The sequence below is a fragment of the Sporofaciens sp. St.21A7 genome (assembly GCF_059728535.1).
The window spans coordinates 5285678-5307770 of sequence record NZ_BAAGFN010000001.1 but is presented as its reverse complement, the minus strand read 5'-3'; the positions used below and the strand labels follow the sequence as shown (position 1 = coordinate 5307770).

Below are 22093 nucleotides of genomic sequence, written 5' to 3'. Positions count from 1 at the left end.
ACCTTAGATAGCCGATGTGAAGAACTTTCGATATGTGTTCCGACTATTTTAGAGATGTGCGTTCTATTTCTTGGCGATAAAAATCAATTTTATCATCCAGCTTTGCCATGTGTTCCTGCAATACTTTTATCTGCTCATTAAGGGACTCACGATGCACGGTCAGCAGTTCCATTCTCTCATTAAGGGTAAGGTCGCCTTTTGCCCGCAGTTCGGCATAACGCTGTATTTCTTTAATCGGCATACCCGTGTCTTTCAGACGCTTGATAAATTCAATCCATGCAAGGTCTTTGTCCGAATAACAGCGGCGGTTACTGGAATTGCGTTTCGGCGTAATCAGATTTTCATGCTCGTAGTAACGCAGGGTATGTATCCCTAAATTTGTCAGCCTTGAAAATTCACCTATGGAATATTCCATAAAAATCACCTCTTATCTCTTGACATAGAGTTTACTCTACATTGTATGCTCATATTATAATTTGTCACCAATTTCCGCCAGGAAATTGATGACCTGCTTGCGCATCAGCGCAATACCTATTGTATCAGCAAAGAGGAGGTTTTGTAAATGGTTCAAAACACAGAAAAGTACACGGTAATCACGGGGGCAAGTTCGGGGATAGGGTATGAAACGGCAAAAGCCTTTGCGGAGCGTGGGAGCAGCCTAATCCTTGTTGCCCGCAGAAAAGACAGACTGGAAGCTTTAAGGCAGGAAATTCTAGCTTTACATCCGATGATTGATATTGTAGTTAAGGCTGCGGATTTATCTGTTCCCCAAAATGTTTTCCAGTTATACGAAAGCATAAAATCATATCCGTTGCAGACATGGGTAAACAATGCGGGATTTGGAAATTATGGCAGCGTAGGGAATCAGGATTTGGAGAAAATCAGTCGGATGCTGCACTTAAATGTGGAAGCCCTCACTGTTTTTTCTTCCCTGTTCGTCCGTGACTTTAAAGATACGGAGGAGACACAGCTTATCAATATTTCTTCCTGCGGCGGCTATACGATTGTGCCTAATGCGGTAACATATTGTGCTGCAAAGTTTTATGTCAGCGCTTTTACAGAGGGATTGGCGTGGGAGTTAAAAGCTGCCCATGCAAAAATGCAGGCAAAGGTATTAGCCCCTGCCGCAACAAAAACGGAATTTGGGAAAATTGCGAATGACGTCAGTGAATATGATTATGACAGATTATTTGGCGTTTACCATACAAGCACACAGATGGCGGCATTTCTGCTTGAATTGTACGACAGCGATAAAACGGTGGGTTTTGTGGACAGGGAAACCTTTTCATTTCATTTGTATGAGCCGCAATTTCAATATGCAGGTAGTTCATGCCATAACCAGAAAATGTAGTAGATTGAAATAGTCTTTGGTGCGATAAAAAGGAAAAACAGAGGGGCTTATTCCTCTGTTTGCTCTTTTGCTTTACATATTCCTTGCGCCGTTCCTGCTATGATAGTCAGTTCCGCATCATCAAAAGTGTTGAGAAGCACATCCAACCGCCGACGCAAGGTTGTTTTTTCTGTCGGGGTGTCTGGGTGTATGTACTGGTCTATGGATATATGGAACATCGTTACAAGTTGAATGAATAGTGGAAAACTTGGATTTTGCCCCTCTTTTTCTATTGACTGCAAGTGTCTTGCCGAAATACCAAGTTCCTCGTCTAATTCCTCTCTTGTAATCCGTTGTTTCTCACGGGCATCTGGAATTGCCTGCCCCAATTCCAGAAAGTCAAAGCCGTTTGCATTATTGCTCAATTTTCTCACCACCAGTACAATTAGATTTTACTATATATTGTACAGAAATGAGAGTTCTTCTTAAACGATGTAAAATCTTCATGAATAAGAGATGTGATTTCTGATTTGTAGAGATTGGTTCTTACTTTTGGGATTTGCAGCAAGTTGGCGAGATATTTACTTCATCTAAATATACAGTTCCCCAATCGCACATAGCGTCTAAGATTGGGGCGAGCGTCTTGCCGAAGTCTGTTAAAGAATATTCCGTTTTGGGAGGAACGACAGGATAGACTTTTCTGTTTATCAGTCCGTCGTTTTCAAGTTCTCTTAGCTGCTGCGCCAACATTTTATCAGTTGCTTTGGGCACTAATTTATGCAGTTCACTATACCGCAGGGTTTTACCCATGAGATGCCACAGAACGACCGATTTATATTTCCCGCCAATCAAGTCAATAGTTGCTTCTACGGGACAGTTATAACTGCTTTTGCAATTTACACTCATAGAAATTCTCCTAACTTACTTTTTTGATAGTATATACCTAAAAAGTACATTCTTGTCTTTGAATTTGTTTGCGATATAATTATAGTATAGGGAAACCTAAAATACAAGTTTAACAGGAGGAATACTTATGGAATTTTTAGAAATTGCGAAATCACGTTATTCTGTCCGTGATTACAAAAGCAGAAAGGTAGAGCCAGAAAAGCTGGAAAAAATTTTATTAGCTGCCCATGTCGCGCCTACGGCTGCAAATTTACAGCCTGTCCGTCTTATCGTTGTGCAGGAGGACGAGGGATTGGACAAAGTAGGAAAAGCGGCAAACCTTTATGGAGCGCCTTTGGCAATTATTGTTTGCGCCGAACATACGAAAGCATGGACACGCCCGTTTGATAACAAAAAGACAGTTGATGTAGATGCGTCAATCCTTACAGACCACATGATGATGGAAGCGACTGAGTTGGGGTTAGGTTCTGTATGGATATGCTATTTTAAGCCCGATGTTATCAAACAGGAATTTAGGCTTCCAGACACCCTTGAGCCAATCAATATTTTAGCAATAGGATATGCAGGCGGAAGCCCTGCCGACCCAGAACGCCATGCTACACAACGTATTCCGTTGGATGAATTAGTCCATTACGAAAAGTTATAAGTATTTGAAACAAATGGGTAAGCGTGATAACGCCCCGAAAAGATGATGGATAGGAACAGAGCCGATAAACTTGTGGGATTGTTCTACATATTATCGGCTCATTTCATTTTATGTTTCCATATAAGTACGGTATGTCTTTCCCCAATCACATAGCTGCGACAAGATAGGGTTAAGGGTTATCCCTATGTCGCTCAAAGAGTATTCAACTCTGCTCCGCACCGCATCCAGAAAAAGCGGGTAATTTAAGTGAGCTTGAATTGGAGATGGATACATTATACAGAGTTCTTGCAGGAGCTAACAGTAAAAAGGACAACATCCGAAGATTGGAAAAGAATATTTTAGAGGTTAATGAAGCTATAAAAGACAATCCAGACCGCTTTCTGGGTTTTGGCTCTGTACCGTTAGGGCTAAGTTTAGAGGAAACACAGGAATGGATAGAAACACTTATCACAGCCAATTCTTTATGTGGCATAGGGGAATTTACCCCTGGCAATGAGCAGCAGATTATGGAATTAGACACGGTATTCCAATCAGTGCAGAATACAAGGTTATATCCTGTCTGGGTACATACGTTTCATCCAGTTACATTAGACGGCATTAAGCGGCTAATGGCATTATGTGAGAAGTATTCAGAAATACCTGTTATCTTCGGGCATTTAGGCGGCTCAAATTGGATGGATGTGATTAAATTTGCAAAAGGACATGAGAATGTATATATAGACCTTTCAGCCGCTTTTGCTTCTATTGCTACAAAAATGGCATTAGTTGAGCTGCCAGAAAGATGTTTGTATAGCTCGGACGCTCCTTATGGAGAACCATATCTGTATAGGCAGCTCATAGAATTTGTAAGCCCTAACAAGACAACCGCAAAAATGGCGTTAGGCGAGAATATAGAAAAATTGTTGGATAGTCTTGGACTTGTTTCGTAGTTGTTTATCAAGCATAAAAAGTGAAAAGACAGAGCCAATGTCAGCTCGTTGGCTCTGTCTTTTTGAGAAAAACATGATTATATATTGAGGTTTTCATCTCCCCATTGTTTCATATGCTCAAAAACGGGAATGAAACTTTTGCCTAAGTCAGTAAGGTTATACTCCACACGGGGAGGTACTTCTTTGTAGTCATAACGGGTAAGGAAGCCGTCGGCTTCCAGTTCCCGAAGCTGCTTTGTCAGACTTGATTCCGTAATTTCGCCGATATGCCTGCGAAGCTCCCCGAAACGGTGTATATCCCGAAAGGCAATATAATAAATGATTTCGATTTTCCATTTACCGCCTAAAATTTTTTGTATGGTAGAAATTGTTTTGCAGCGTTCAACAGCCAATGTACTTTTTTTCATTCCTGCCACTCCTTCTGAAATAGTATAACACGCCTTTTCTTAAAAATCAATGTACCGCTTTGATATAGGTACTACAAAAAAATACAGTACTTGTAAAATAATTGTATAAAAGTATAATTAGTATAGACTACAGAAAACACCCTGCGGGTATCCCTATATGCACAAAAAGAAGCGCAGGAATAAGGAAACACCCTACGGGTATACCATTATGGCGAAAAACATGCCAACAATAAGGAAAGGAGATGTGTTTATGCACTACACAGGAACAATTTGGCGACCGCCGTATGAAGCGGCATCACTTTTGTTAGAGGTAACGGCAGGCTGTACGCATCATAAATGTAAGTTTTGTACTTTGTATAATGATTTGCCGTTCAAATTCAGAATGTCCCCTCTGGAGGATATTGAGAGTGATTTACGGGAGGTTAAAAGAGCAGCGAAAGGTTGGAACAGCGAGCGTACCCGCCGAGTATTTTTGACGGGAGCTAACCCCTTTGTTTTGTCTTATGACAAATTAACTGCGATTGCAGAGCTAATCCGCAAATATCTTCCGTCAGTGAAATCTATAGGCTCGTTTGCGAGGATTACAGATGTTATTCCTAAAACCGATGAGGAGCTTGCCAAACTGCGAGATATGGGATATGACGGTCTGACAATAGGAATAGAAACAGGGGATGATGAAGCCCTGCGGTTTATGAATAAGGGATATACCTCTGCCGACATCATAGAACAATGCCAGAGATTAGATGCAGCAGGCATTCATTACAGTTTCTTTTATTTGGTGAGCATTTCTGGGGCAGGTCGTGGAGAGCTTGGAGCAAAATTGACGGCTGATATATGCAACCAGATACACCCTACGCTCATAGGGGCAAATATGCTTACGATTTATCCCGATTCTGAACTTTTTGTAGAAATACAGCGTGGGAACTGGCAGGAAGAAGGAGAAGTTGAAAAATACAAAGAAGTACGGACACTCATTGAAAATTTGCAGATACCTACCATCTTTGCGGCAATGGGGGCTTCCAATGCGTTCCAGTTTCACGGGCAACTGCCGAAAGACAAGGAAAAGCTGTTGGTATTTCTCGACGAAATCATTGGAAACGTCAGTGAAGAAGAATTACAGCGGTATAGAAAAAGCGTCTATCATTTGTAAGAGCAGCGGGCAGCAAAAAAGCCGGCACATCAATGTGTGCCGCCCTGCTTTGACGGCGGCGTGTAATCGCCTGTGTGCTATACAAGCATTTTCTATTTAATCTTAAATACATTACCCCACTAAGAACAGAAAATATCATAGTAGAAATCCCGTTCCATATTTCTAGTCCTACTCCTCTTGATACGAAATGAAAAGCCCCCATGTCATAGCTAAAATAATACCACCAAAAGGAATTGGACTTTCTTTTTGCAATAAGGATTCAATTGCTTTTTGTCCGTATATTATGATTAGAATGACAAGCATTACTTCAAATATATAGTATAAATATTGCGCGCAAAATTGGAATATGGTTTTACCCTGTGCTTCTCCGACAATCTTTAATGTATGCCAATCAATGAAAGTCATAATTTTGCAACCAATGAAACAAGCAAGCGTTACGATCCAACTTTTCGAGGAAATCTTATCCCTTTTGCTTCCCTTTTCTGGAAAATGATAATGCTTCCTTGAAAAAAGCAGGAGAATGCAGAATTATAACTTCAATTGCAAATATTGACAGCAATTCAAGCATAAATGCTCCAAATGAGAGCAGGTTCAGCCATAAATATTTTGTCCATTTTACTTCTTTAACCATTATCCTCTCCTTATGAAATTCCGATTTCTTTTTATTCTTGACTTCTCGACAAACAGGAATTTTAATAATTCATCAATCCCAATATAATATTATCATATGGTCTATTTTCTTATGGTCAGTCATCTCAATAATACAAGGATTATTCTCTTTATGAGCTATAAGCCATACTTTACAGTTCCCACATTCATCACTATCGCTAACAAAAGAAATATCACTTGGTTCAGCAACACCACTTTCTTCAATAAGTGCCTCTATTTTGGAAATAGGCAGAACTGTGTCAATCCAAAGAGCATCGGCGTATGTTGATTTTTCTCCTTTACTATTTGTAATTTCATAGCCATAAGTAGATACATAAATTGCACTATCTGAGTCAGCAACCTTAATCTGTGCTACAAGGTTTCGTAGGGAAGTAATATCTTCTTCATCTAAACAGAAGCTGTTATAATCCCTACTTTTTTCATCAAAATAATTATTAAATTCCATCAGAACATCATCATTCAAATCAAATTTTCTTGAATTAAAAACTGTTTCTAACACTCCCATATTTTATCCCTCAAATTCTGAATTTTTCGTTCTCCACAAATTTTCAGCAAACTGGAATTTAACTACCTCTTAATTAAACGTTTAATTTTGGGAAGTATGAAACTCCCTAACAAATATAAATTACACAGATATACAAATAGATTTCCAATATACGAATAAAGAGTAAAGCGTCCTTTCATAGCAACCTGTGCTGATAATGTCTTTGTATCAGACTGAAAGTAATCGGTCTGTGCCAACACACAGCCCTTAACATTTGAAACAATCGACATTCCGCTATTTGTATGTCTGATTATATTACTTCCATTTTCAACTCCACGCACAATCGCTGTCTTTGCAGCTAATAATGTCATTTCTTTCCAATCCGAAGCCGGAACAATTAGTATATCTACATTATTTCTACCTGCCTGCTGTATTTTAGACAAAAATGCCATATCAGAACATATAAACGGCGCAATTCTACCATATTCTGTATCAAAACTTTTTAGCATTCCATCTCCTTTTTGGCACAATTCTCCGATTGAACGTCCATGCTTAAAATATTCTGATATGAGTTCTCCTTGTGGATTAAATACTACCGTTTTATTTTCCTTTAAGTCCTCGTAAGGGGTTTTCACCAGCAATGAAACAATCAAATAAATTTCTTCCTGTTTTGCCATATCCGACGCCCATTGCAAAAGCATATCTTCATCTTGTTTTAAAACCGCTCCATTCAGTTCAGACCAAAAAACAATCTTTGCACCTGCTTGTGCTTCCAACTCTGTTTTTAGGAAAAGTTCATCAGCTACTGATGATAGTTTATTCCTTGTATCGGTAATGTTTTCATCAGTAAATGTATTGGTATAAAATGTAGAATATACATCTTTATCATTATTTAACAACTCTGAAATCGGAACGGTTACTCCAGCGATCCTAACACTTTTATCTGAATTTCCTACAAAATGAAACATAACAACTCCATAGACAAGTACCAGGCCAATTACAGAACCATATACGATTATGTATTTTCTGATGTATTCTTTTTTGCTTTTATTGTTCCAAATCCATATAACCATTGCCGCCGTCCAATACATTAAAAAGGTGATTCCGTAAATCCCTGTTACCGTTACTATTTGTAGTAGGTATAGATTTTGGTATTGTGTATAAGCGTCAGACAACCCTCCCAATGCAGGGTATATCAGATAAATGATATACTCTATTGATACCATTATACTTGCAAAAATAACAGTATCTTGAAATCTCATTTTTGATTTCGACCAGTAGATATATGGTAAAACTTTCAGAAAAGACAGCAGGATTGCTACTATTATACATATCTTTATATCCATTCCAATGGCTCTCCAAAACTGGACAATAAAACCAATGGCATATATTGAACTAATTATAAGGTAGACTTTTCGAGTACGATTAAGATAAATCATACATAGAAACAAAATTGGATAAATCCATGCCAAAATCGGGATACACCATTCTCCATTGGACATTACATAAATTAAAAAAGTTAAGATTATGAAAACTGCAAATCGGTTACTTTTCAAAAGATTTTTCATTGCCAAATTCCTTACTTACATTCTCTATAAACTTCAATTTTGATTTGTCTGCGTTGTTAAAAGCCCTGTCATAAGTTCTGGATACACTGTTTATGTCGAAAATACAGTGCCGAGAGCCATAATAGCCGCATTAGTGAAAGCATGTAAAATGATACAGCTCCAGAGGTTTTTATTGGATTTATAGTAGATAAATCCAAAAGCGCAGCCAGTAAGGACATGTTCCGTCATAACCATTCTGAGTGAATACATTATGTTTCCTGCAGTATCGTCCCACAGATAATATGCAAACGGGAAATGGTACAGTCCAAACAGAATACCGGTGAGCAGTATGGCAAGGTACGGCTTTTTCAGTGAATCCATCATAGTTCTTTGCAGAATGCCCCTGAAGAAAACTTCTTCCGTAAACGCTGCTGTAAGTATCATCAGGCAAAAAAATACTGGAAGTTTTATTAATATTTGGAGAATATTCGTTATATTAAAATAAAATCCCCCTAAACCAAAGACAAGGATAATAACACCTTGGTATACAGCACAAATCAACAGTATCCTTAGTACAGTTTTTCTGTCAAAATGTTTTAAGCCTGTTTCTTTCAGGTTTTGTATCACTTTCTCTTTTCTGAAAACAGCAATAATCAGGAGTGGAAAGAAAACCAGAAACAGCCAGTTTGATAATTCGCTTATTATATCGACCTGATAGGCACAGCTTATGTAAGACAGCATAAAATAGAATATATACCATGATAAGCCGAGGATGAGTTCTTTTTTATTTTTAGACAAATGTTCTATTTCATCAGATTTCTGTTGTCCTGTTTCGGCCATTTTCTGTTTTCTGAATACAATGGCAATCAACAAGATTAATATTACTGAAAAAAACATAAAAATTACCTCCCAAAATTCGTATCAGGAACTCTTTTCTCACTTATAAATCCCGCATTTGCGACGAGGGAAACGCTTTCATCAGCGTTTCCCTAAATGGAACATATTACTTGGGGGCAGCTTCCTCGTTGAGGGGCTTATAGTTGCTGTCCATGTAGTTCTTTTTCCCGAAGGGAACGTAATTTTCATCCAGTAAAATCAAGTTCCCGTTTCCCAAATCAGGGAACTGACGCGCAACCTCCTTGAGCACTTCCCATTCATCTTTTGTATTTTCTTTGTTGTCCTCCTCCACCTGTCTTAACGCTTCTTGAACAGACTGCTGATCAGCCGTTCCCCAATAGAGGGGATGGGGCTGGAAGGAAGAATGGTAATCGCCGCCCTCATAGCAGAAAAAACAGGAGCAGGGGATTTTTTCAAATAGAATCTTTTGCGCCCCGTCAAGCTCTTTCACCTCGAGACAGTAGCACCCATTTACGGTTGCCGCGCCATCCCGCGCGGTCATGTTTGCGATTGCCATGATAGTAAGGGGTTCCGTTTTCACGATCATGCCGGGAACCAAAAGCCCCTCCTCGTACATTTCCCGTAAATACTCGTCAGAAAATTTTCCGACAGCCCGCCATAGGAAAAACAATGCAAGAAGGAAACAGATAACGGCGGGAATCCAGCTTTTAAACAAAGAAATTCCTGCCATACATAGGAAGCACACGCAGATTATCGCGGAGCTTCGCCGCTTTTTGACGACGGCTTTTATTATTTCATCCTTTTGCCGTATCCGGCTCACATCTGCATGGACGCCGGATTTTACACTTGCCTCAAATTGTGAATAATCGACCATTTTTTCCTCCGTTTCTTACGTTTCTGTAGATTACTAATATTTTTTATAGATATATTCAGTAAAAATCCGATAAAAACAATATACAATCCAGACCACCCAGGTTATTTCCCACTTGTGTGATATTACAGAAATCATCAAATAAAGAACAGCAACAGTAATGGCAATCATCCAATTCGTTATTTTTTTCTTCTTGGTTATTTCATTTGCTGATACTTTTACAACATCTGACAACAGACTTTCATATTCGTTATCAACGTTGTTTTCTGTTCTTTCGCCCTTGAATAATTCTGCTATGGAAATCCCCAGGGATGCAGCTAATGGTTCCATAAGAGATACATCTGGAAATCCGATACCCCGTTCCCATTTTGAAACAGCTGCACTTGATACTCCCAATTCATTCGCTAAATCCTGCTGCGTGCGATTTTGTTCTTTCCTGATAGCGGCAATCAGACTGCCTGTTTTTTGAACGTTCAATATTTTCACCTTCTTTCCGATTTCATAATATCACAAGAAACACCATATTCAAGAAACGCTCCGTTGAAATGTTAAACGCTGCATTGGATTTATGCAAAAATAACTTCCCCTTTTACAATCCCCCTTGCACAAGCACGTATGTTATTTATTCTTCCTGTCCGTTCTGTATTCAAACAAAACAAACTTGAAAGAAACTAAACGCGACAGCAATAAATTTTCTATTTTTTGAATCATAATTATCTTAAATATTAAATATTTTTACCCATTATTATCTATTGGCCAAATAATTCTCTGCGTCTTATGCGCCTGGCTCTGTGATGATGTGTTGTTCTGCTCGACAAATGGGAAGTTATCGCTTTCTGATAATCCAATCGTCATCTTGAGTTTTCCTTTCTGCAAAGTAACCGCAAGGCATATCCTTTAAGGTACTAACAGAGTTATCTAAATCAAAAACCCATTTTAAAGATACTAACTTTGCTTCATCTGTTTCGTGTGTTTCTCCGCATAGAAATTGCCACATTCCGTCATCTTCATCATGTGATACATATAGAATAGGTGCCTGACGCTTCAATATATGACAACAGATAATCGTAGCAGTATCGGGTGAATCATAAAAAGGAAATTCCATGTCTGTTACTCCTTTCAAATCTTGATTTTCCAGTATGTCAAACTGGAAGTTGTTTCTTTGTACATTCGCTATTTTATCATATTAGGAATGTATTTTGATGGTTTTGCAATAAATAACAAATATATTCCGCATATCAGTTTAACCATCGCATCTGCAATGCAAATAACTGAAACTGGTATGCCCGGAAAAATATAGCCCATTGTTACGATAACCATACATACAATCCCCAACACTACCATACTCCAACCATGTACAAAAAACCACAAGAAGAAATGTATTGATGTTGCCATCAGTACACCAAGCCATATCTGCCTCCAATGCCATCCGGGGATAAACGGGCCAGCAATACAAAACATTAATATGAACAACGTAGCAATCGAAAAATAAATTATCTTTATCTGCTTTTTAGAAATATCTCCTTAAGAAAGTTTTTCTCTCACTTTTTTGTTTACATTGACTCCAAAAAAGCAGGCATAATAACCTATCAGAAACACAAACGGATTAACAAAAAATTCACCGCCACAAATGACAGCTGCTATTAGTACAATTCCAATAAGAATCAACCATAAACCACATTGTTTTTTGTGGTTAAATTCCAATATTTCTTTCATTTCGTTCCTCCTGTAAATTTCGATTTTCCAGTCTAACTTCTTTTTCCAATTATACATGAAAACATGGGATTTTTCAATTCTCAAACTGTCTTTCTATCTTACTGTCTTTGCTTAGGTTTGAATGGGACTGCCGCTTATTACGGAAACGCTGTCATTCACCTATGAATAAATTATATCATTTTCAACAACTTCCCTTACACACGCCAAAATGTTATTCATCTTTTGTCGTTTTTTGTTGGAATACGTTGTAAGGCTGCTTCTGGCATCCACTGCCGTTCTCCGCCTGCCAATCTGGATTCTCAAAAAAATTCAGATTGGAGGTAAAAGAAATGTCATTCAATTATGGCAGAGAAGAAAAGAAGTGGCGGCTCTGTCAGACCGACAGTTGGGGTGGAACTCCCGTGGCTGTTACATAGGCAGGATATATCTGCCTAAATCCAGATGGAGGTTATAAAGAATTATGGAAAGAACAATTAGGCGTGGCGACATCTACTACGCAGAGCTTACCCCCGTTATCGGTTCAGAGCAGGGCGGCACACGACCCGTACTTATCATATCCAACAACACAGGCAACTGATTCAGCCCGACAGTCATCATTGCCGCCATTACGAGCCGACCGAAAAAAGTGAAACTGCCGACACATTTCTGTTTGGATGGGATTGCAGGGCTTCCCGCAGATTCCATTATTTTATTTGAACAGATACGCACAATAGATAAAAAACGGCTGAAAGAGAGGATGGCACAGCTTGAATGTAAATTCTGATAAATATAAAGAAGAAAAAATAAAACGAAAGGCAGAATATGAGAAAGCGACACATGATTCTGACAAAGAGGAAAACATTCAGGAAGAAGAACAGGCGGATTATTATGAAGATTCTATAGTAACCCATTTATCCATTTGTGATGTATTGTCCAATGATGGCGTTACAAAGGTATTAAAGAAACTTTATTCCTTACCGAAAAAGAAGTTTAAAGTTCATAATCATTATAAAAAGCCTTCTATATTCCATAAATATGACTATGTTCATCTTCAATATTCTGAATCGGGGTATGGATGTTTTGCGGAGATTGAATTATTAGAGGATAAATATATAAAAAGTATTAAGGAGACTTGGGCGCAGATTAACAGTTATTTTGCACTGATTGAATATTGCTTTACGTTTAAAAAGCCTTTAGACGAAGATAGTTATAATCAATTTGTATATGATAATATTAGGAATCTTACTTCCAAAGATTATATAATATGGCATCGCATAAGTAAAGAAGAAGGCAAACGCAAAGACGATATGGATTACGGATTGGCGGAACAGATGACAGAAGAAAGTTTTCCTCTAATTTGTCAACATTATATTACAAGCTTTTTATATAGTGAACAGGGGAAAAATAATCCGCTGATTAATATGGAATATAGGATAAGGAAAGCTCCGATAGATATTAATAGACTATATCTCAAAGGAATTGTAATAGCCTATTATAATAAAAAATCGAACTATGTTATTTGTTCCGATTATGACAAACCCAATTACTGTATGCTTACAGGAAACAACCGTTTTCCACAGTTTAATATATGTGAGTATAGTGCAACCTATAGAAATGAGATTTTTATTGTTTCTTCGGATATAGAGAATTGAAACTATTTGAAAGAGAGTTTTCAAAATTTTCGACAGGGAGAAAAAGCATCGCTTATAACAAGGAATTTAAAAGTTACTCATAGTTTTGAGGTTTCAATCTGGCATTTCAAAATAGAAAGGAGGCAGAACATATGGAGGCTTCTTCTACGGTGGGAGGAGATCCTTAAGGATACGGAAAAGAATACCCAACTGGCATTAAAGGTCAGAGGGGAAACCTACCCGGTAAGGGACTGCGCCATTAAGACCATCCTGGATCGTGCAGGGAGCTCCGGCGCCGGATTACGCAAGTTGGAGAAATCCAACTATGCCAGGGTGGTGAACTACTGCCTGAAGGTACAAAGGGAGATGCGCTGATCAAGATTGCGGATGGAAAGTATCTGCCGTACACGGCGGAGACAGCCATGATTACAGCACCCTTGATATGCGCGCAGTCTTTGAGACGACCGTGCATTATCTTGACAAGAACTTCAATGGAAGCAGTTATATGGAAGGCTCCGGAGCATTTGACCATTTTATTAGATCGGCTATATGGAAGCTTAGAGGAAACCAGGAGCATCTGGATACTTACCGGACTGCCCTTGCCGACCAGTCTGTTTTTTTATTACTGCCCTGTTTGAATGTTTTATAAAATTAAGCTATCAGCGTATTCAAAATCAAGGCGGTGTGCTTCAGATTGTTAAGCAGGATTTTTTATCAAGTATGCAGTATATTTCAAAAGAACAGACCAGCATATCAAAAATGTTGCTCTTAACGGCATTTTCAAGATTTTTTGTGATGGGCATTACCATAGTCGGACTTCCTTTTCTTATGCGGACTGTCTTCGGATTTAATGCAAAATATGTTGTTTTTGCGCCTGTTATTATCTGTAATCCCCTCAGCAGTTTTTCAGCATTTTCCCGGAACTGTGACAGGAATTCCTTTTCCAGATCATAACAGAGATAGAGGATACCAAAGATCGAGTTCCATACTTGCCGCATAGCTGCTTCGTCCAGGAATCTTTCCGCCTTCCTTATGAGCGTTACAAAATTCTTCTGGAATGTCGCCCACTCAATAGAGAAGTCATCATTAAGCGCCACGCCTCTCGGATGGCGGTCATCAAACCAGCGCCAGAGTTCTGTCCGTGTGATTCCGACCGGAAATGAGATCCCCTGCAGTGTAAATGATTCTGCAAAGAATTCGTCTCCGGAGTACGGAACCTCCAAAGGTATATCTGAAAGCTCCCGCCACATGGTTTCTACCACCCGTCTGCACAGACCGGATTCCTGATCATAGTCAAATCCTCCATGGTTTACACATTCAGCGCTCCGTCAAGCTCCAGGATCTTTGTTGCCAGTGGCAAGCTTTCTGTAGTGATGCCGTCGCGGGTGAAATGTGTAAGCTTTCCTGTTGCAACAACTGTGCAGCCCATAAATGAGATTCTTAATATACTAATATGCTTAAAACTCTCTTGTTTTTTGTGTAGATTTACAAATATATCCGGTAAAAAGGCATGCTTCGCAAGCCTTCTTGCGGAGGCTTTTAAAAAATTTATTCAGTAAGAAAAAGTTTGTAACAGGGTGAACCATATGTCCTTCCGGCCTGTTGCATCCTGTGGCGCCCGCATTCCGGACAAATGCGTATATCAATCTTCCAGACCACAGCCAGCAGCTCTCCTATAGATAGTCCGGCATACCTTTCTTTAAACCGCTGTCCTCCCTGGATTTTGAAGATCAGTTTCAGGTTCTTGCTTTTATACCGGTTATTTAAAAAGCCGTAATAGCGGATCTTCTGAAAACCGGGAGGGAGCACATGCATCAGGTAACGCCGGATGAATTCCGTGTTTTCCAGGGTGATAGTCCTACGCGGATTGCCGGGCCTTTTTCCTCTGGCAGAAAAAGTGGTTTCCTGTTCATCCACATCCAGGATACGGCTGTTTGAAATGGCAATCTTATGGGTATATCGTCCAAGATATTCCAGGGCATTGCCAAATCTGTTAAAGGTTTCCTTAATGTATGGGCACCAGTCCTTTTCGTAAAGGGAATTGCGGAATGTGGCCCATTCATAGGAACTGCGCAGTTCTTCGCAGGAAGCGGAAAACTCCAGGCTGGCGCTTTGATAAAGGGCATCAAGCGCTGCAAGGAATTTTTCCTTGAATTTATTCCTGAGGACTTTTACGGGGAGGAAGAAGCTTTTCTTTGTTTTCCGTATTTTATGGTCCTGGGTGAGCCCGCCGCCAGAGATAATGCAATGCATATGTACATGGTAAAGCATCTCCTGATCCCAGGTATGGAGTACCTGGATGATGCCGGGGACTGCACCTAGGTATTTTTGATCTGCGGACAGTTCCAGGAGTGTTTCGGCGCAGCATTTGTGGAGCAGCCCATAAAGGAGCTGCTGGTTGCAATAAAAGAGGCTGTTTAATTCGTGGGGAGTGGTAAACACCACATGGAAATAGGGCGCGTCGATCACCTCAGCCCTGCGCTTATCCACCCAGATTTCCTTATTAACAGCCTGGCAGCTCGGACAGTTTCTGTTCCGGCAGGAATTATTGCGGACCTCTATATGGCCGCAATCCGGACACTGTGAAATATTTACGCCGAGTCTGCCGGATTTACAGTTTAAAATAGCATAGGATGCTTTACGCTGGACATCAGACTGGAAACTCCCGGAAGAAGTGTACTCCCGGTAAGAGAGCTGCCAGATCCTCTGGATTTGGGAATTACTCATGGGAAACACCTTCCATCCGGTCAAAGGGGCTTATGGCAGTATGTGTACCGTTAGAAGCCAGGTGGACATAAATCGTAGTGGAATTTAAAGATTTATGTCCGAGCAGGGCTTTTATGGTAAGCAGGTCTGTACCGTCCTCATACAGATGGGTGCCAAAGGCGTGGCGCAGGGAATGGCAGGTGATCCGTTCTTCCCAGCCGAGTGAGCGCTCTACAGCATGGATATGCCGGGAAAGGTAAAATGTATCAATGGGTTTATCCGGGCAGGTCTGCTTTGGGAAAAGCCAGCCTCTTGGCCTGCCAAAGGCAAACCAGTAGGAAGTGAGGATATCCAGAGCCCTTTTAGAAAGGATGGCATAACGGTCGGAACGATTCTTTCCGTGACGGATATGGATACGCATATTTTTGCGTTCAATGTCCTCATACCGTAAATGGCAGACTTCGCCGATGCGCAGACCGGAGGAATACATGAGGGAGACCATAGCCTTCTGCTTGAGGTCGGGCATGGCGTCGATCAGGATGGAAACTTCCTCTTTGGAAGGGACAAAGGGGAGGTATTCATCAAACTTACGCATGGGAAGCTGGGTATCGTCCCATGGCTTATGAAGGACATAAAGGGTAAAAAAACGCAACTGTGAAATGGCACAGTTGACCGTGCGGTCAGAAAGATTTCTGGAACGCTTTAGCCAGCGGATATAAACACGGAGTTCATCCCAGGAAACATCCTCCGGAAGCTTGCGGAGTACGCTGGAGAGATAATCAAGGTAGGCACGGATATAAGTGCAGTAATTTTTAAGTGTGTGGGCGGTAAGGCCGCGAAGGGAGATCATTTCCCTGAAAGAATCTAAATAATTGTCCATAATGGAACCTCCACGGTGTGATTTTGATAGAGTGAACAGGAAAAATCACAAAAGAGGTGGCGGGCGGGCAAAAAAATGAAATATAGAGTTGTTGAGTTTGAAAATCCATGATAATATAAACATAGCAGTTTTTGGGGTTATGTTTGCAGTTGTGTGTGGTAACTCAACAATACAACATAAACCAAAAAACTGCTACTTTTATTTTGAGAAAACGAAAAAATTTTGAAAAAGTAGTGGAATCACGTACCTAGGGCTAGCCACCGCGCTAGCGGTTTGGTACAATAAAGACAGTATCGGATTAATGATTAAGAGGAGGAGATCTGTTTATGAAGAGGATACTTGTAATACAAGGAGGAGGCAGGTCAAATGGAAATACGGCACAGCTTGTTGAAAGCTTCATTCAAGGTGCAGAGGATGCAGGACATTCTGTAGAAAGAATCTCACTTTTAAAGAATGAAGTGAAAGGATGTCTCGGCTGTAACGCCTGCAGATATGGGAAACCCTGCATTCAAAAGGATTCTTTTAACGATATCGTTCCTGAGATTGCAAGGCAAAGATAGAGCAAACAGAGCATTTGAAAAAGGCATATGAATTTGGAAAAGAACTTTATACAATGTAAATTGAACGGAAGCTATGGAGGAGAACACTATGGATACAACATGTTTTAAATGGATACGACAGCCAAAAAGCTATCATATTGACAGTAATAAGGTGGAAATTATTACGGCGCCGCATACTGACCTGTGGCAGAGAACCTATTACCATTTTCAGAATGACAATGCCCCGGTTCTGCAAATGGAGACTGATGAAAAGTTTTTCAGTTTTATAGTGAAAACTGAATTCTCCGAAAGCCATCACCGGTTTGATCAGTGCGGCATTGTTATGTACCTGGATAGTGAAAATTGGCTGAAAGGTTCCATTGAATATGAAAACGAGGATTTTCAGCATTTGGGAAGCGTTGTAACGAATGGCGGATATTCTGACTGGGCAACTACCGCTATTTCCGCCTCTATAAAATCTATGTGGTATCGTTTTAGCCGGCGGGAAGATGATTACTGTATTGAGTGTTCGGAGGATGGCGTAAATTTTAGGCAGATGCGTATTTGTCATATGGTAAAAGGAAATGGTAAGATCCAGTTTGGAATATATGCCTGTTCACCGGAAGATTCTTCGTTCAAAGCGGTCTTTACCGATATGGAATTTACGGAATGTCAGTGGGACGCACATGATGGACAACAACCTGATTAAGGTTAACATTCAACATACAAAGAGGAAATATGAGAAAAGATATTATTATACGACCGGAAACACATAAAGATTATAAGGATATCATATCGTTAATATTACGTTCTTTTCGTGAGGGAACAGATTATTCGGACGGCGTAGACGTTGTTGCGTTGGTTGAGGAAATAAGGGATTCAAAATATTATATTCCAGAATTGTCCTTTGTTGCTGAATTGAATGGAAAAATTGTAGGACATTTCTTATTTTCACGATTTCCATTGTCCCGAACGAAAACTGGAGGCCATATCGAGGACGATAGTATAGCAATGCTGGCGCCAGTTGCGGTTCATGCAGATTATGTGCATGAGCATATTGGATTAACAATGCTCACTATGGGCATTCAAAGAGTGAGAGAATATGGTTTTAAAGGGATTACTGTGGAAGGGGATTATCACTTCTATCATCGTGTGGGATTTAGGACGTCGGCTGAGTTCGGAATATATCCGACGCAAGGAATTCCTCTGAATGAACCAAGGTGTATGATGTGTCAGGAGGTATATGAGGGCGCATTAAATGATATAAATGGATATGTAGTCTACGATATGTATTATAATGCATAATGTTGGGAAATGTATATTAAGAAAATGTATGACAATAGCTTTCCACAAAAAGCCGTGTAAAATCCGAAGATTGACACGGCTTTTTGAATAATAAGTTTATTATTTGTTTTTAGATACAGCCAGTTCCTTTTCGGCGCCAACAAATAATTCCTCATACCCAAGTAAATCCGCGATTATTGAAGGGCTTGAAGCGAGAACACAGAGCTAAATAGCAGAACGACGAATCTACTATTCTTTTGGTTATGTGGTTAAAAAAAACTATGAGAGCCTCTGGCTGTTCCTTTGCCTTACATATTTGAGATTTTTCAAAATGAAGATATTATACAAGAAATCGGCAAACATTCTGAGTATAATATAGAGCGGTAGGAGGTGTTATCAATGCAAAAAGAAATACGGACAATCTGTTATGATGACGATTTACATCTTGAAGCATATCGTTTTGAGGGAATCGTCCAACAGTTTCCGAATCATTTTCATAATTACTATGTGATTGGCTTTATAGAAGCAGGGACACGCTGTTTATCCTGCAAAAATAAAGAATATACGGTAAGTCAGGGAAATATCCTTTTGTTTAACCCAAACGATAACCACAGTTGTGTGCAATGCGACGGCGGAACGCTTGATTACAGAGGTTTGAATATCCCCAAAGAAACGATGCTGTCATTAGCGGAAGAAATTACAGGGCAAAGTGTATTGATTGGCTTTTCAGAAAATGTCATTAAAAATGATGAGCTAAATTTTTATCTTCATTCTTTGCATCAGATGATTATGGACGGCGGGGAGGCGCTTGAAAAGGAAGAAATGCTCCTGCTCCTTATTTCGTTGCTTGTCGAGCAGTATGGACGACCTTTTGAGAAATGTATTCTAGAGTGCAGTGAAGAAATAGGAAATTCCTGCACATTTATGGAAGAGCATTTTGCAGAGCATATTACACTTGCTGACCTCTGTAAATGCAGTGGTCTTAGTAAATCGACATTGCTCCGTGTTTTTACCAAATCAAAAGGAGTTACGCCATACAGGTATCTTCAGACGGTTCGCATAGGCAAAGCAAAGGAATTGTTGGAGCAGGGCGTAACTTCGGTTGATGCAGCTATACAGACAGGATTTTCAGACCAGAGCCACTTTTCAAATTTTTTTCATATGTTTATCGGATTGTCGCCTGCCGCATACAGACGCATTTTTAAGGAGGGCGGCAGGAATCGTGGATAAAAAAACTACCACAGGGCATATCACAGCTCTGGTTACGATTATGATATGGGGAACGACTTTCATATCCACCAAAATACTTCTTGCAGATTTTACGCCGATAGAGATACTGTTTTTTAGATTTTTGCTCGGTCTGCTTGTATTGATTGTCATTTATCCGAAACGCTTAAAAATAAAGGATAAAAAACAGGAGATTATATTCGCTGCGGCGGGGTTATGCGGGATATGTTTATATTATCTACTTGAGAACATAGCATTGACTTATACGATGGCTTCTAATGTCGGCGTTATTATTTCTGTCGCCCCGTTTTTTACTGCTGTTTTATCTCATGTATTTCTAAAGACAGAAGAAAAACTGAAAGCACAATTTGTTGTTGGTTTTGTAGTTGCTATAATAGGGATATGCCTTATCAGTTTTAACGGTAAGGAATTGGAGCTGAATCCCATTGGTGATATTCTGGCGGTTGTTGCGGCATTGGTATGGGCAGTTTATTCCTTGCTTACACGAAAAATCAGCAGCTATGGATTGAATACGATTGGGACTACAAGGAAGATATTTACATATGGAATACTTTTCATGCTTCCGTTTCTCTTTGTTTTTGATTTCAATTTGGATGTGCAAAAAGTTATAAAGCCAGAGTATGCCCTAAACCTTAGCTATTTAGGTCTTGGAGCGTCAGCCCTTTGTTTTGTTACCTGGAATTATGCGGTAGGGGCGCTTGGGGCTGTTAAGACAAGCGTGTATATTTATATAGTCCCTGTCATTACCGTTGTCACATCCGTTATTGTGTTAAAGGAAAAAATTTCATGGATTGCCGCGATAGGAATAGGGCTTACCTTAATCGGCTTGTTTCTATCGGAAAGTAAATTAAAATTTAGGAAAAGAGGAAAGTGAAAATGAATGTAGAGAATGAAAAATGTGTGATTGTTGTCGATGAAAATAAAAGGAAATACCGAGATACTGAAAAAATTCAGAACAAAGTTGTTTGAGCCGTAATTTGCTGAATTGACAGTTGTTGATTTTTCTGATTTAGCACAAGGGTGTAAGACTTACAATGAGTTCATTGGTAAAATGGCGAATACCTCAGAAAGCAGAGGGCTTATCCCTTTTGTTTCCTCTTTTTCCTTACATAGCCGATGTGGAGAACTTTCGATATGTGTTCCGACTATTTTAGAGATGTACGTTCTATTTCTTGGCGGTAAAAATCAATTCTGAAGAATCTATGATTCTCGCTGTGCTGAACGCAATCTGTTGTCTGTTTGTAAATGAAAAAATATCATGAATTTGATATTTTTTTCATTCATGTAATATAATAAAGAATAAAAATATTCTATAATCTTTTCAGGTAAAGTATGATGAGGAAAAATTATAATTGTTCAATGAGAATTTTATAGTTATAATTATTCGTAAGATTTTTAATCATAGGAAGAATTAGACGCAGATTCGATAAAATCTTTTCGGATTATCAGAAAGAAATGATACGAAAGGGGATAATACTATGGGATATCAGGATGAATGGCTTCTCTTGGAAGCGGAAGATGATATCGATGAAGTAGAGCACAGACAACCAACAGAAGAATTTTTATTCTATCAGGCAGTAACCAACGGCGACATGGAAGCAGTCAGGAAGAACTGTGAGCAAGAAAGGTTTCTGGACAGCGACGGAGTCGGCGTGTTATCGAGGAATCCGGTTACGAATTTAAAATATCATTTTGTTATTACAACAGCGATGATTACCCGTCTATGCAAACAAAAAGGCATGGAATTAGAACAGGCTTTCAGAATGAGTGATTTTTATATCCAGAGACTGGATGACATACACACGGTACAAGGGGTACGGAACCTTCATGACGCTATGGTTCTGGATTATACGGAGAAGATGTGTAAGATATGCCATAGTGATACGAATTCCAAACATATCAGTGTTTGCAAGGAATATATTTATTCTCATATAAAAGAACGTATTACGATTGAAGATTTAGCAGATGAGCTTGGAGTATCTGCTAGCTATCTGTCTCGATTGTTCAAGAAAGAAACTGGTGATTCGGTCAGCGCTTATATACGCAGACATAAAATTGAGATGGCAAAAAATCTGTTACAGTACAGTGAATATTCAATGATTGATATTGCAAACCGTTTGTCTTTTTCTTCACAGAGCCATTTTATACAACAATTTCGGGAATATGTCGGCATGACTCCGAAGAAATACCGGGATCTAAATCATACGATCCAATGGGATACTGAGACAGATTTACAAGAAGATATGTAAAAAACAGAAGATAAAATAAATAAGAGGACGCAGTGTACAGAATGCTGCGTCCTTTATTTGGGTA

At 39.5% G+C, this 22093-nt stretch carries 27 protein-coding genes and 2 pseudogenes; 12 read left to right on the top strand and 17 right to left on the bottom strand.

The window, feature by feature from the left end:
* Window positions 1-43 precede the first annotated feature (43 nt).
* A complete protein-coding gene (locus AC6I3O_RS26300; RefSeq protein WP_497853371.1) occupies window positions 44-415 on the bottom strand; it encodes a MerR family transcriptional regulator in 372 nt (123 codons plus the stop codon).
* A 147-nt stretch (window positions 416-562) separates the two neighbouring features.
* Between AC6I3O_RS26300 and AC6I3O_RS26295 the strand changes: the two genes are divergently transcribed.
* Window positions 563-1351 carry an SDR family NAD(P)-dependent oxidoreductase gene (locus AC6I3O_RS26295; protein ID WP_497853370.1) on the top strand — a complete coding sequence of 263 codons (789 nt, stop codon included), beginning with the start codon at window positions 563-565 and terminating at the stop codon, window positions 1349-1351.
* 47 nt (window positions 1352-1398) lie between these two features.
* On the opposite strand, the gene AC6I3O_RS26290 is transcribed toward AC6I3O_RS26295, so the two are convergent.
* Together AC6I3O_RS26290 and AC6I3O_RS26285 are read right to left on the bottom strand one after the other, a co-directional pair.
* Entirely contained in the window at window positions 1399-1755 is a 357-nt protein-coding gene (locus AC6I3O_RS26290; protein WP_497853369.1) for a helix-turn-helix domain-containing protein, read from the bottom strand.
* A gap of 121 nt (window positions 1756-1876) precedes the next feature.
* A complete protein-coding gene (locus AC6I3O_RS26285) occupies window positions 1877-2236 on the bottom strand; it encodes a winged helix-turn-helix transcriptional regulator (protein WP_497853368.1) in 360 nt (119 codons plus the stop codon).
* A gap of 127 nt (window positions 2237-2363) precedes the next feature.
* On the opposite strand from AC6I3O_RS26285, the gene AC6I3O_RS26280 reads away from it, so the two are divergent.
* A complete protein-coding gene (locus AC6I3O_RS26280; RefSeq protein WP_497853367.1) occupies window positions 2364-2882 on the top strand; it encodes a nitroreductase family protein in 519 nt (172 codons plus the stop codon).
* 108 nt (window positions 2883-2990) lie between these two features.
* On the opposite strand, the gene AC6I3O_RS26275 is transcribed toward AC6I3O_RS26280, so the two are convergent.
* Window positions 2991-3155, bottom strand: a complete 165-nt coding sequence (locus AC6I3O_RS26275) for a winged helix-turn-helix transcriptional regulator (protein WP_497853366.1) — start codon at window positions 3153-3155, stop codon at window positions 2991-2993.
* A 50-nt stretch (window positions 3156-3205) separates the two neighbouring features.
* Here AC6I3O_RS26275 and AC6I3O_RS26270 point away from each other — a divergent pair, with 50 nt between their 5' ends.
* The gene (locus tag AC6I3O_RS26270; RefSeq protein WP_497853365.1) at window positions 3206-3811 is read left to right on the top strand and encodes an amidohydrolase family protein; all 606 of its coding nucleotides are present in this window, start codon (window positions 3206-3208) and stop codon (window positions 3809-3811) included.
* 77 nt (window positions 3812-3888) lie between these two features.
* Here the strand turns inward: AC6I3O_RS26270 and AC6I3O_RS26265 are convergent, their stop codons facing one another.
* Entirely contained in the window at window positions 3889-4218 is a 330-nt protein-coding gene (locus tag AC6I3O_RS26265) for a winged helix-turn-helix transcriptional regulator (RefSeq protein WP_497853364.1), read from the bottom strand.
* A gap of 250 nt (window positions 4219-4468) precedes the next feature.
* On the opposite strand from AC6I3O_RS26265, the gene AC6I3O_RS26260 reads away from it, so the two are divergent.
* Window positions 4469-5368 (top strand): radical SAM protein, encoded by a 900-nt coding sequence (locus AC6I3O_RS26260; RefSeq protein ID WP_497853363.1) that lies wholly within the window; start codon window positions 4469-4471, stop codon window positions 5366-5368.
* A gap of 168 nt (window positions 5369-5536) precedes the next feature.
* Here AC6I3O_RS26260 and AC6I3O_RS26255 read toward each other — a convergent pair whose 3' ends face one another.
* From AC6I3O_RS26255 to AC6I3O_RS26215, 9 genes and pseudogenes are all read right to left on the bottom strand, one after another.
* Window positions 5537-5773: a hypothetical protein gene (locus AC6I3O_RS26255; RefSeq protein ID WP_497853362.1), complete on the bottom strand. Its 237-nt coding sequence runs from the start codon at window positions 5771-5773 to the stop codon at window positions 5537-5539.
* A 55-nt stretch (window positions 5774-5828) separates the two neighbouring features.
* Entirely contained in the window at window positions 5829-5999 is a 171-nt protein-coding gene (locus tag AC6I3O_RS26250; protein WP_497853361.1) for a hypothetical protein, read from the bottom strand.
* 72 nt (window positions 6000-6071) lie between these two features.
* Entirely contained in the window at window positions 6072-6542 is a 471-nt protein-coding gene (locus AC6I3O_RS26245; protein WP_160255078.1) for a hypothetical protein, read from the bottom strand.
* A gap of 62 nt (window positions 6543-6604) precedes the next feature.
* The gene (locus tag AC6I3O_RS26240) at window positions 6605-8089 is read right to left on the bottom strand and encodes a nitrilase-related carbon-nitrogen hydrolase (protein WP_160255077.1); all 1485 of its coding nucleotides are present in this window, start codon (window positions 8087-8089) and stop codon (window positions 6605-6607) included.
* Between the two features lie 90 nt (window positions 8090-8179).
* The gene (locus AC6I3O_RS26235; protein ID WP_497853360.1) at window positions 8180-8965 is read right to left on the bottom strand and encodes a CPBP family intramembrane glutamic endopeptidase; all 786 of its coding nucleotides are present in this window, start codon (window positions 8963-8965) and stop codon (window positions 8180-8182) included.
* A gap of 106 nt (window positions 8966-9071) precedes the next feature.
* The gene (locus AC6I3O_RS26230; RefSeq protein ID WP_497853359.1) at window positions 9072-9800 is read right to left on the bottom strand and encodes a DUF3239 domain-containing protein; all 729 of its coding nucleotides are present in this window, start codon (window positions 9798-9800) and stop codon (window positions 9072-9074) included.
* 33 nt (window positions 9801-9833) lie between these two features.
* Window positions 9834-10283: a helix-turn-helix domain-containing protein gene (locus AC6I3O_RS26225; RefSeq protein WP_497853358.1), complete on the bottom strand. Its 450-nt coding sequence runs from the start codon at window positions 10281-10283 to the stop codon at window positions 9834-9836.
* Between the two features lie 340 nt (window positions 10284-10623).
* Window positions 10624-10920 (bottom strand): hypothetical protein, encoded by a 297-nt coding sequence (locus AC6I3O_RS26220; RefSeq protein ID WP_497853357.1) that lies wholly within the window; start codon window positions 10918-10920, stop codon window positions 10624-10626.
* 50 nt (window positions 10921-10970) lie between these two features.
* Window positions 10971-11513 (bottom strand): annotated as a pseudogene (locus AC6I3O_RS26215) (DUF6609 family protein).
* Window positions 11514-11973: 460 nt separating this feature from the next.
* On the opposite strand from AC6I3O_RS26215, the pseudogene AC6I3O_RS26210 reads away from it, so the two are divergent.
* Both AC6I3O_RS26210 and AC6I3O_RS26205 read left to right on the top strand, forming a co-directional pair.
* Window positions 11974-12276: pseudogene (locus AC6I3O_RS26210) on the top strand (type II toxin-antitoxin system PemK/MazF family toxin).
* Entirely contained in the window at window positions 12260-13144 is an 885-nt protein-coding gene (locus AC6I3O_RS26205; RefSeq protein ID WP_497853356.1) for a hypothetical protein, read from the top strand. The pseudogene AC6I3O_RS26210 and the gene AC6I3O_RS26205 overlap by 17 nt, the downstream one beginning before the upstream one ends.
* A 668-nt stretch (window positions 13145-13812) precedes the next feature.
* On the opposite strand, the gene AC6I3O_RS26200 is transcribed toward AC6I3O_RS26205, so the two are convergent.
* From AC6I3O_RS26200 to AC6I3O_RS26190, 3 genes are all read right to left on the bottom strand, one after another.
* On the bottom strand, window positions 13813-14373 hold the full coding sequence (locus AC6I3O_RS26200) for a hypothetical protein (protein ID WP_497853355.1): 561 nt from the start codon (window positions 14371-14373) through the stop codon (window positions 13813-13815).
* Window positions 14374-14671: 298 nt separating this feature from the next.
* Window positions 14672-15850 carry an IS91 family transposase gene (locus AC6I3O_RS26195; RefSeq protein WP_497853354.1) on the bottom strand — a complete coding sequence of 393 codons (1179 nt, stop codon included), beginning with the start codon at window positions 15848-15850 and terminating at the stop codon, window positions 14672-14674.
* Complete coding sequence (locus AC6I3O_RS26190; RefSeq protein WP_172551161.1) at window positions 15843-16709, bottom strand: tyrosine-type recombinase/integrase; 867 nt, start codon at window positions 16707-16709, stop codon at window positions 15843-15845. The genes AC6I3O_RS26195 and AC6I3O_RS26190 overlap by 8 nt, the downstream gene beginning before the upstream one ends.
* 326 nt (window positions 16710-17035) lie before the next feature.
* Between AC6I3O_RS26190 and AC6I3O_RS26185 the strand changes: the two genes are divergently transcribed.
* The 6 genes from AC6I3O_RS26185 (at window position 17036) to AC6I3O_RS26160 (ending at window position 22029) form a co-directional block, all read left to right on the top strand.
* On the top strand, window positions 17036-17269 hold the full coding sequence (locus AC6I3O_RS26185) for a flavodoxin family protein (protein WP_497853353.1): 234 nt from the start codon (window positions 17036-17038) through the stop codon (window positions 17267-17269).
* Between the two features lie 88 nt (window positions 17270-17357).
* Window positions 17358-17957, top strand: a complete 600-nt coding sequence (locus AC6I3O_RS26180) for a DUF1349 domain-containing protein (protein ID WP_497853352.1) — start codon at window positions 17358-17360, stop codon at window positions 17955-17957.
* 29 nt (window positions 17958-17986) lie between these two features.
* Window positions 17987-18553, top strand: coding sequence for a GNAT family N-acetyltransferase (locus tag AC6I3O_RS26175; protein ID WP_497853351.1), 567 nt, complete (start codon window positions 17987-17989; stop codon window positions 18551-18553).
* A 378-nt stretch (window positions 18554-18931) separates the two neighbouring features.
* Window positions 18932-19762: a helix-turn-helix domain-containing protein gene (locus tag AC6I3O_RS26170; RefSeq protein ID WP_497853350.1), complete on the top strand. Its 831-nt coding sequence runs from the start codon at window positions 18932-18934 to the stop codon at window positions 19760-19762.
* Window positions 19755-20654 carry a DMT family transporter gene (locus AC6I3O_RS26165; RefSeq protein ID WP_497853349.1) on the top strand — a complete coding sequence of 300 codons (900 nt, stop codon included), beginning with the start codon at window positions 19755-19757 and terminating at the stop codon, window positions 20652-20654. Before AC6I3O_RS26170 ends, AC6I3O_RS26165 begins: the two co-directional genes overlap by 8 nt.
* Before the next feature lie 604 nt (window positions 20655-21258).
* A complete protein-coding gene (locus tag AC6I3O_RS26160; protein ID WP_497853348.1) occupies window positions 21259-22029 on the top strand; it encodes a helix-turn-helix domain-containing protein in 771 nt (256 codons plus the stop codon).
* Window positions 22030-22093: the final 64 nt, after the last annotated feature.

What these genes read in the sequence shown, in the direction of transcription:
- AC6I3O_RS26300 (WP_497853371.1), bottom strand. Translation starts at nt 415, where the DNA reads ATGGAATATTCCATAGGTGAATTTTCAAGGCTGACAAATTTAGGGATA.
- AC6I3O_RS26295 (WP_497853370.1), top strand. Translation starts at nt 563, where the DNA reads ATGGTTCAAAACACAGAAAAGTACACGGTAATCACGGGGGCAAGTTCG.
- AC6I3O_RS26285 (WP_497853368.1), bottom strand. Translation starts at nt 2,236, where the DNA reads ATGAGTGTAAATTGCAAAAGCAGTTATAACTGTCCCGTAGAAGCAACT.
- AC6I3O_RS26280 (WP_497853367.1), top strand. Translation starts at nt 2,364, where the DNA reads ATGGAATTTTTAGAAATTGCGAAATCACGTTATTCTGTCCGTGATTAC.
- AC6I3O_RS26275 (WP_497853366.1), bottom strand. Translation starts at nt 3,155, where the DNA reads ATGTATCCATCTCCAATTCAAGCTCACTTAAATTACCCGCTTTTTCTG.
- AC6I3O_RS26265 (WP_497853364.1), bottom strand. Translation starts at nt 4,218, where the DNA reads ATGAAAAAAAGTACATTGGCTGTTGAACGCTGCAAAACAATTTCTACC.
- AC6I3O_RS26260 (WP_497853363.1), top strand. Translation starts at nt 4,469, where the DNA reads ATGCACTACACAGGAACAATTTGGCGACCGCCGTATGAAGCGGCATCA.
- AC6I3O_RS26255 (WP_497853362.1), bottom strand. Translation starts at nt 5,773, where the DNA reads ATGACTTTCATTGATTGGCATACATTAAAGATTGTCGGAGAAGCACAG.
- AC6I3O_RS26250 (WP_497853361.1), bottom strand. Translation starts at nt 5,999, where the DNA reads ATGGTTAAAGAAGTAAAATGGACAAAATATTTATGGCTGAACCTGCTC.
- AC6I3O_RS26245 (WP_160255078.1), bottom strand. Translation starts at nt 6,542, where the DNA reads ATGGGAGTGTTAGAAACAGTTTTTAATTCAAGAAAATTTGATTTGAAT.
- AC6I3O_RS26240 (WP_160255077.1), bottom strand. Translation starts at nt 8,089, where the DNA reads ATGAAAAATCTTTTGAAAAGTAACCGATTTGCAGTTTTCATAATCTTA.
- AC6I3O_RS26235 (WP_497853360.1), bottom strand. Translation starts at nt 8,965, where the DNA reads ATGTTTTTTTCAGTAATATTAATCTTGTTGATTGCCATTGTATTCAGA.
- AC6I3O_RS26230 (WP_497853359.1), bottom strand. Translation starts at nt 9,800, where the DNA reads ATGGTCGATTATTCACAATTTGAGGCAAGTGTAAAATCCGGCGTCCAT.
- AC6I3O_RS26200 (WP_497853355.1), bottom strand. Translation starts at nt 14,373, where the DNA reads ATGTGGCGGGAGCTTTCAGATATACCTTTGGAGGTTCCGTACTCCGGA.
- AC6I3O_RS26195 (WP_497853354.1), bottom strand. Translation starts at nt 15,850, where the DNA reads ATGAGTAATTCCCAAATCCAGAGGATCTGGCAGCTCTCTTACCGGGAG.
- AC6I3O_RS26190 (WP_172551161.1), bottom strand. Translation starts at nt 16,709, where the DNA reads ATGGACAATTATTTAGATTCTTTCAGGGAAATGATCTCCCTTCGCGGC.
- AC6I3O_RS26185 (WP_497853353.1), top strand. Translation starts at nt 17,036, where the DNA reads ATGAAGAGGATACTTGTAATACAAGGAGGAGGCAGGTCAAATGGAAAT.
- AC6I3O_RS26180 (WP_497853352.1), top strand. Translation starts at nt 17,358, where the DNA reads ATGGATACAACATGTTTTAAATGGATACGACAGCCAAAAAGCTATCAT.
- AC6I3O_RS26175 (WP_497853351.1), top strand. Translation starts at nt 17,987, where the DNA reads ATGAGAAAAGATATTATTATACGACCGGAAACACATAAAGATTATAAG.
- AC6I3O_RS26170 (WP_497853350.1), top strand. Translation starts at nt 18,932, where the DNA reads ATGCAAAAAGAAATACGGACAATCTGTTATGATGACGATTTACATCTT.
- AC6I3O_RS26160 (WP_497853348.1), top strand. Translation starts at nt 21,259, where the DNA reads ATGGGATATCAGGATGAATGGCTTCTCTTGGAAGCGGAAGATGATATC.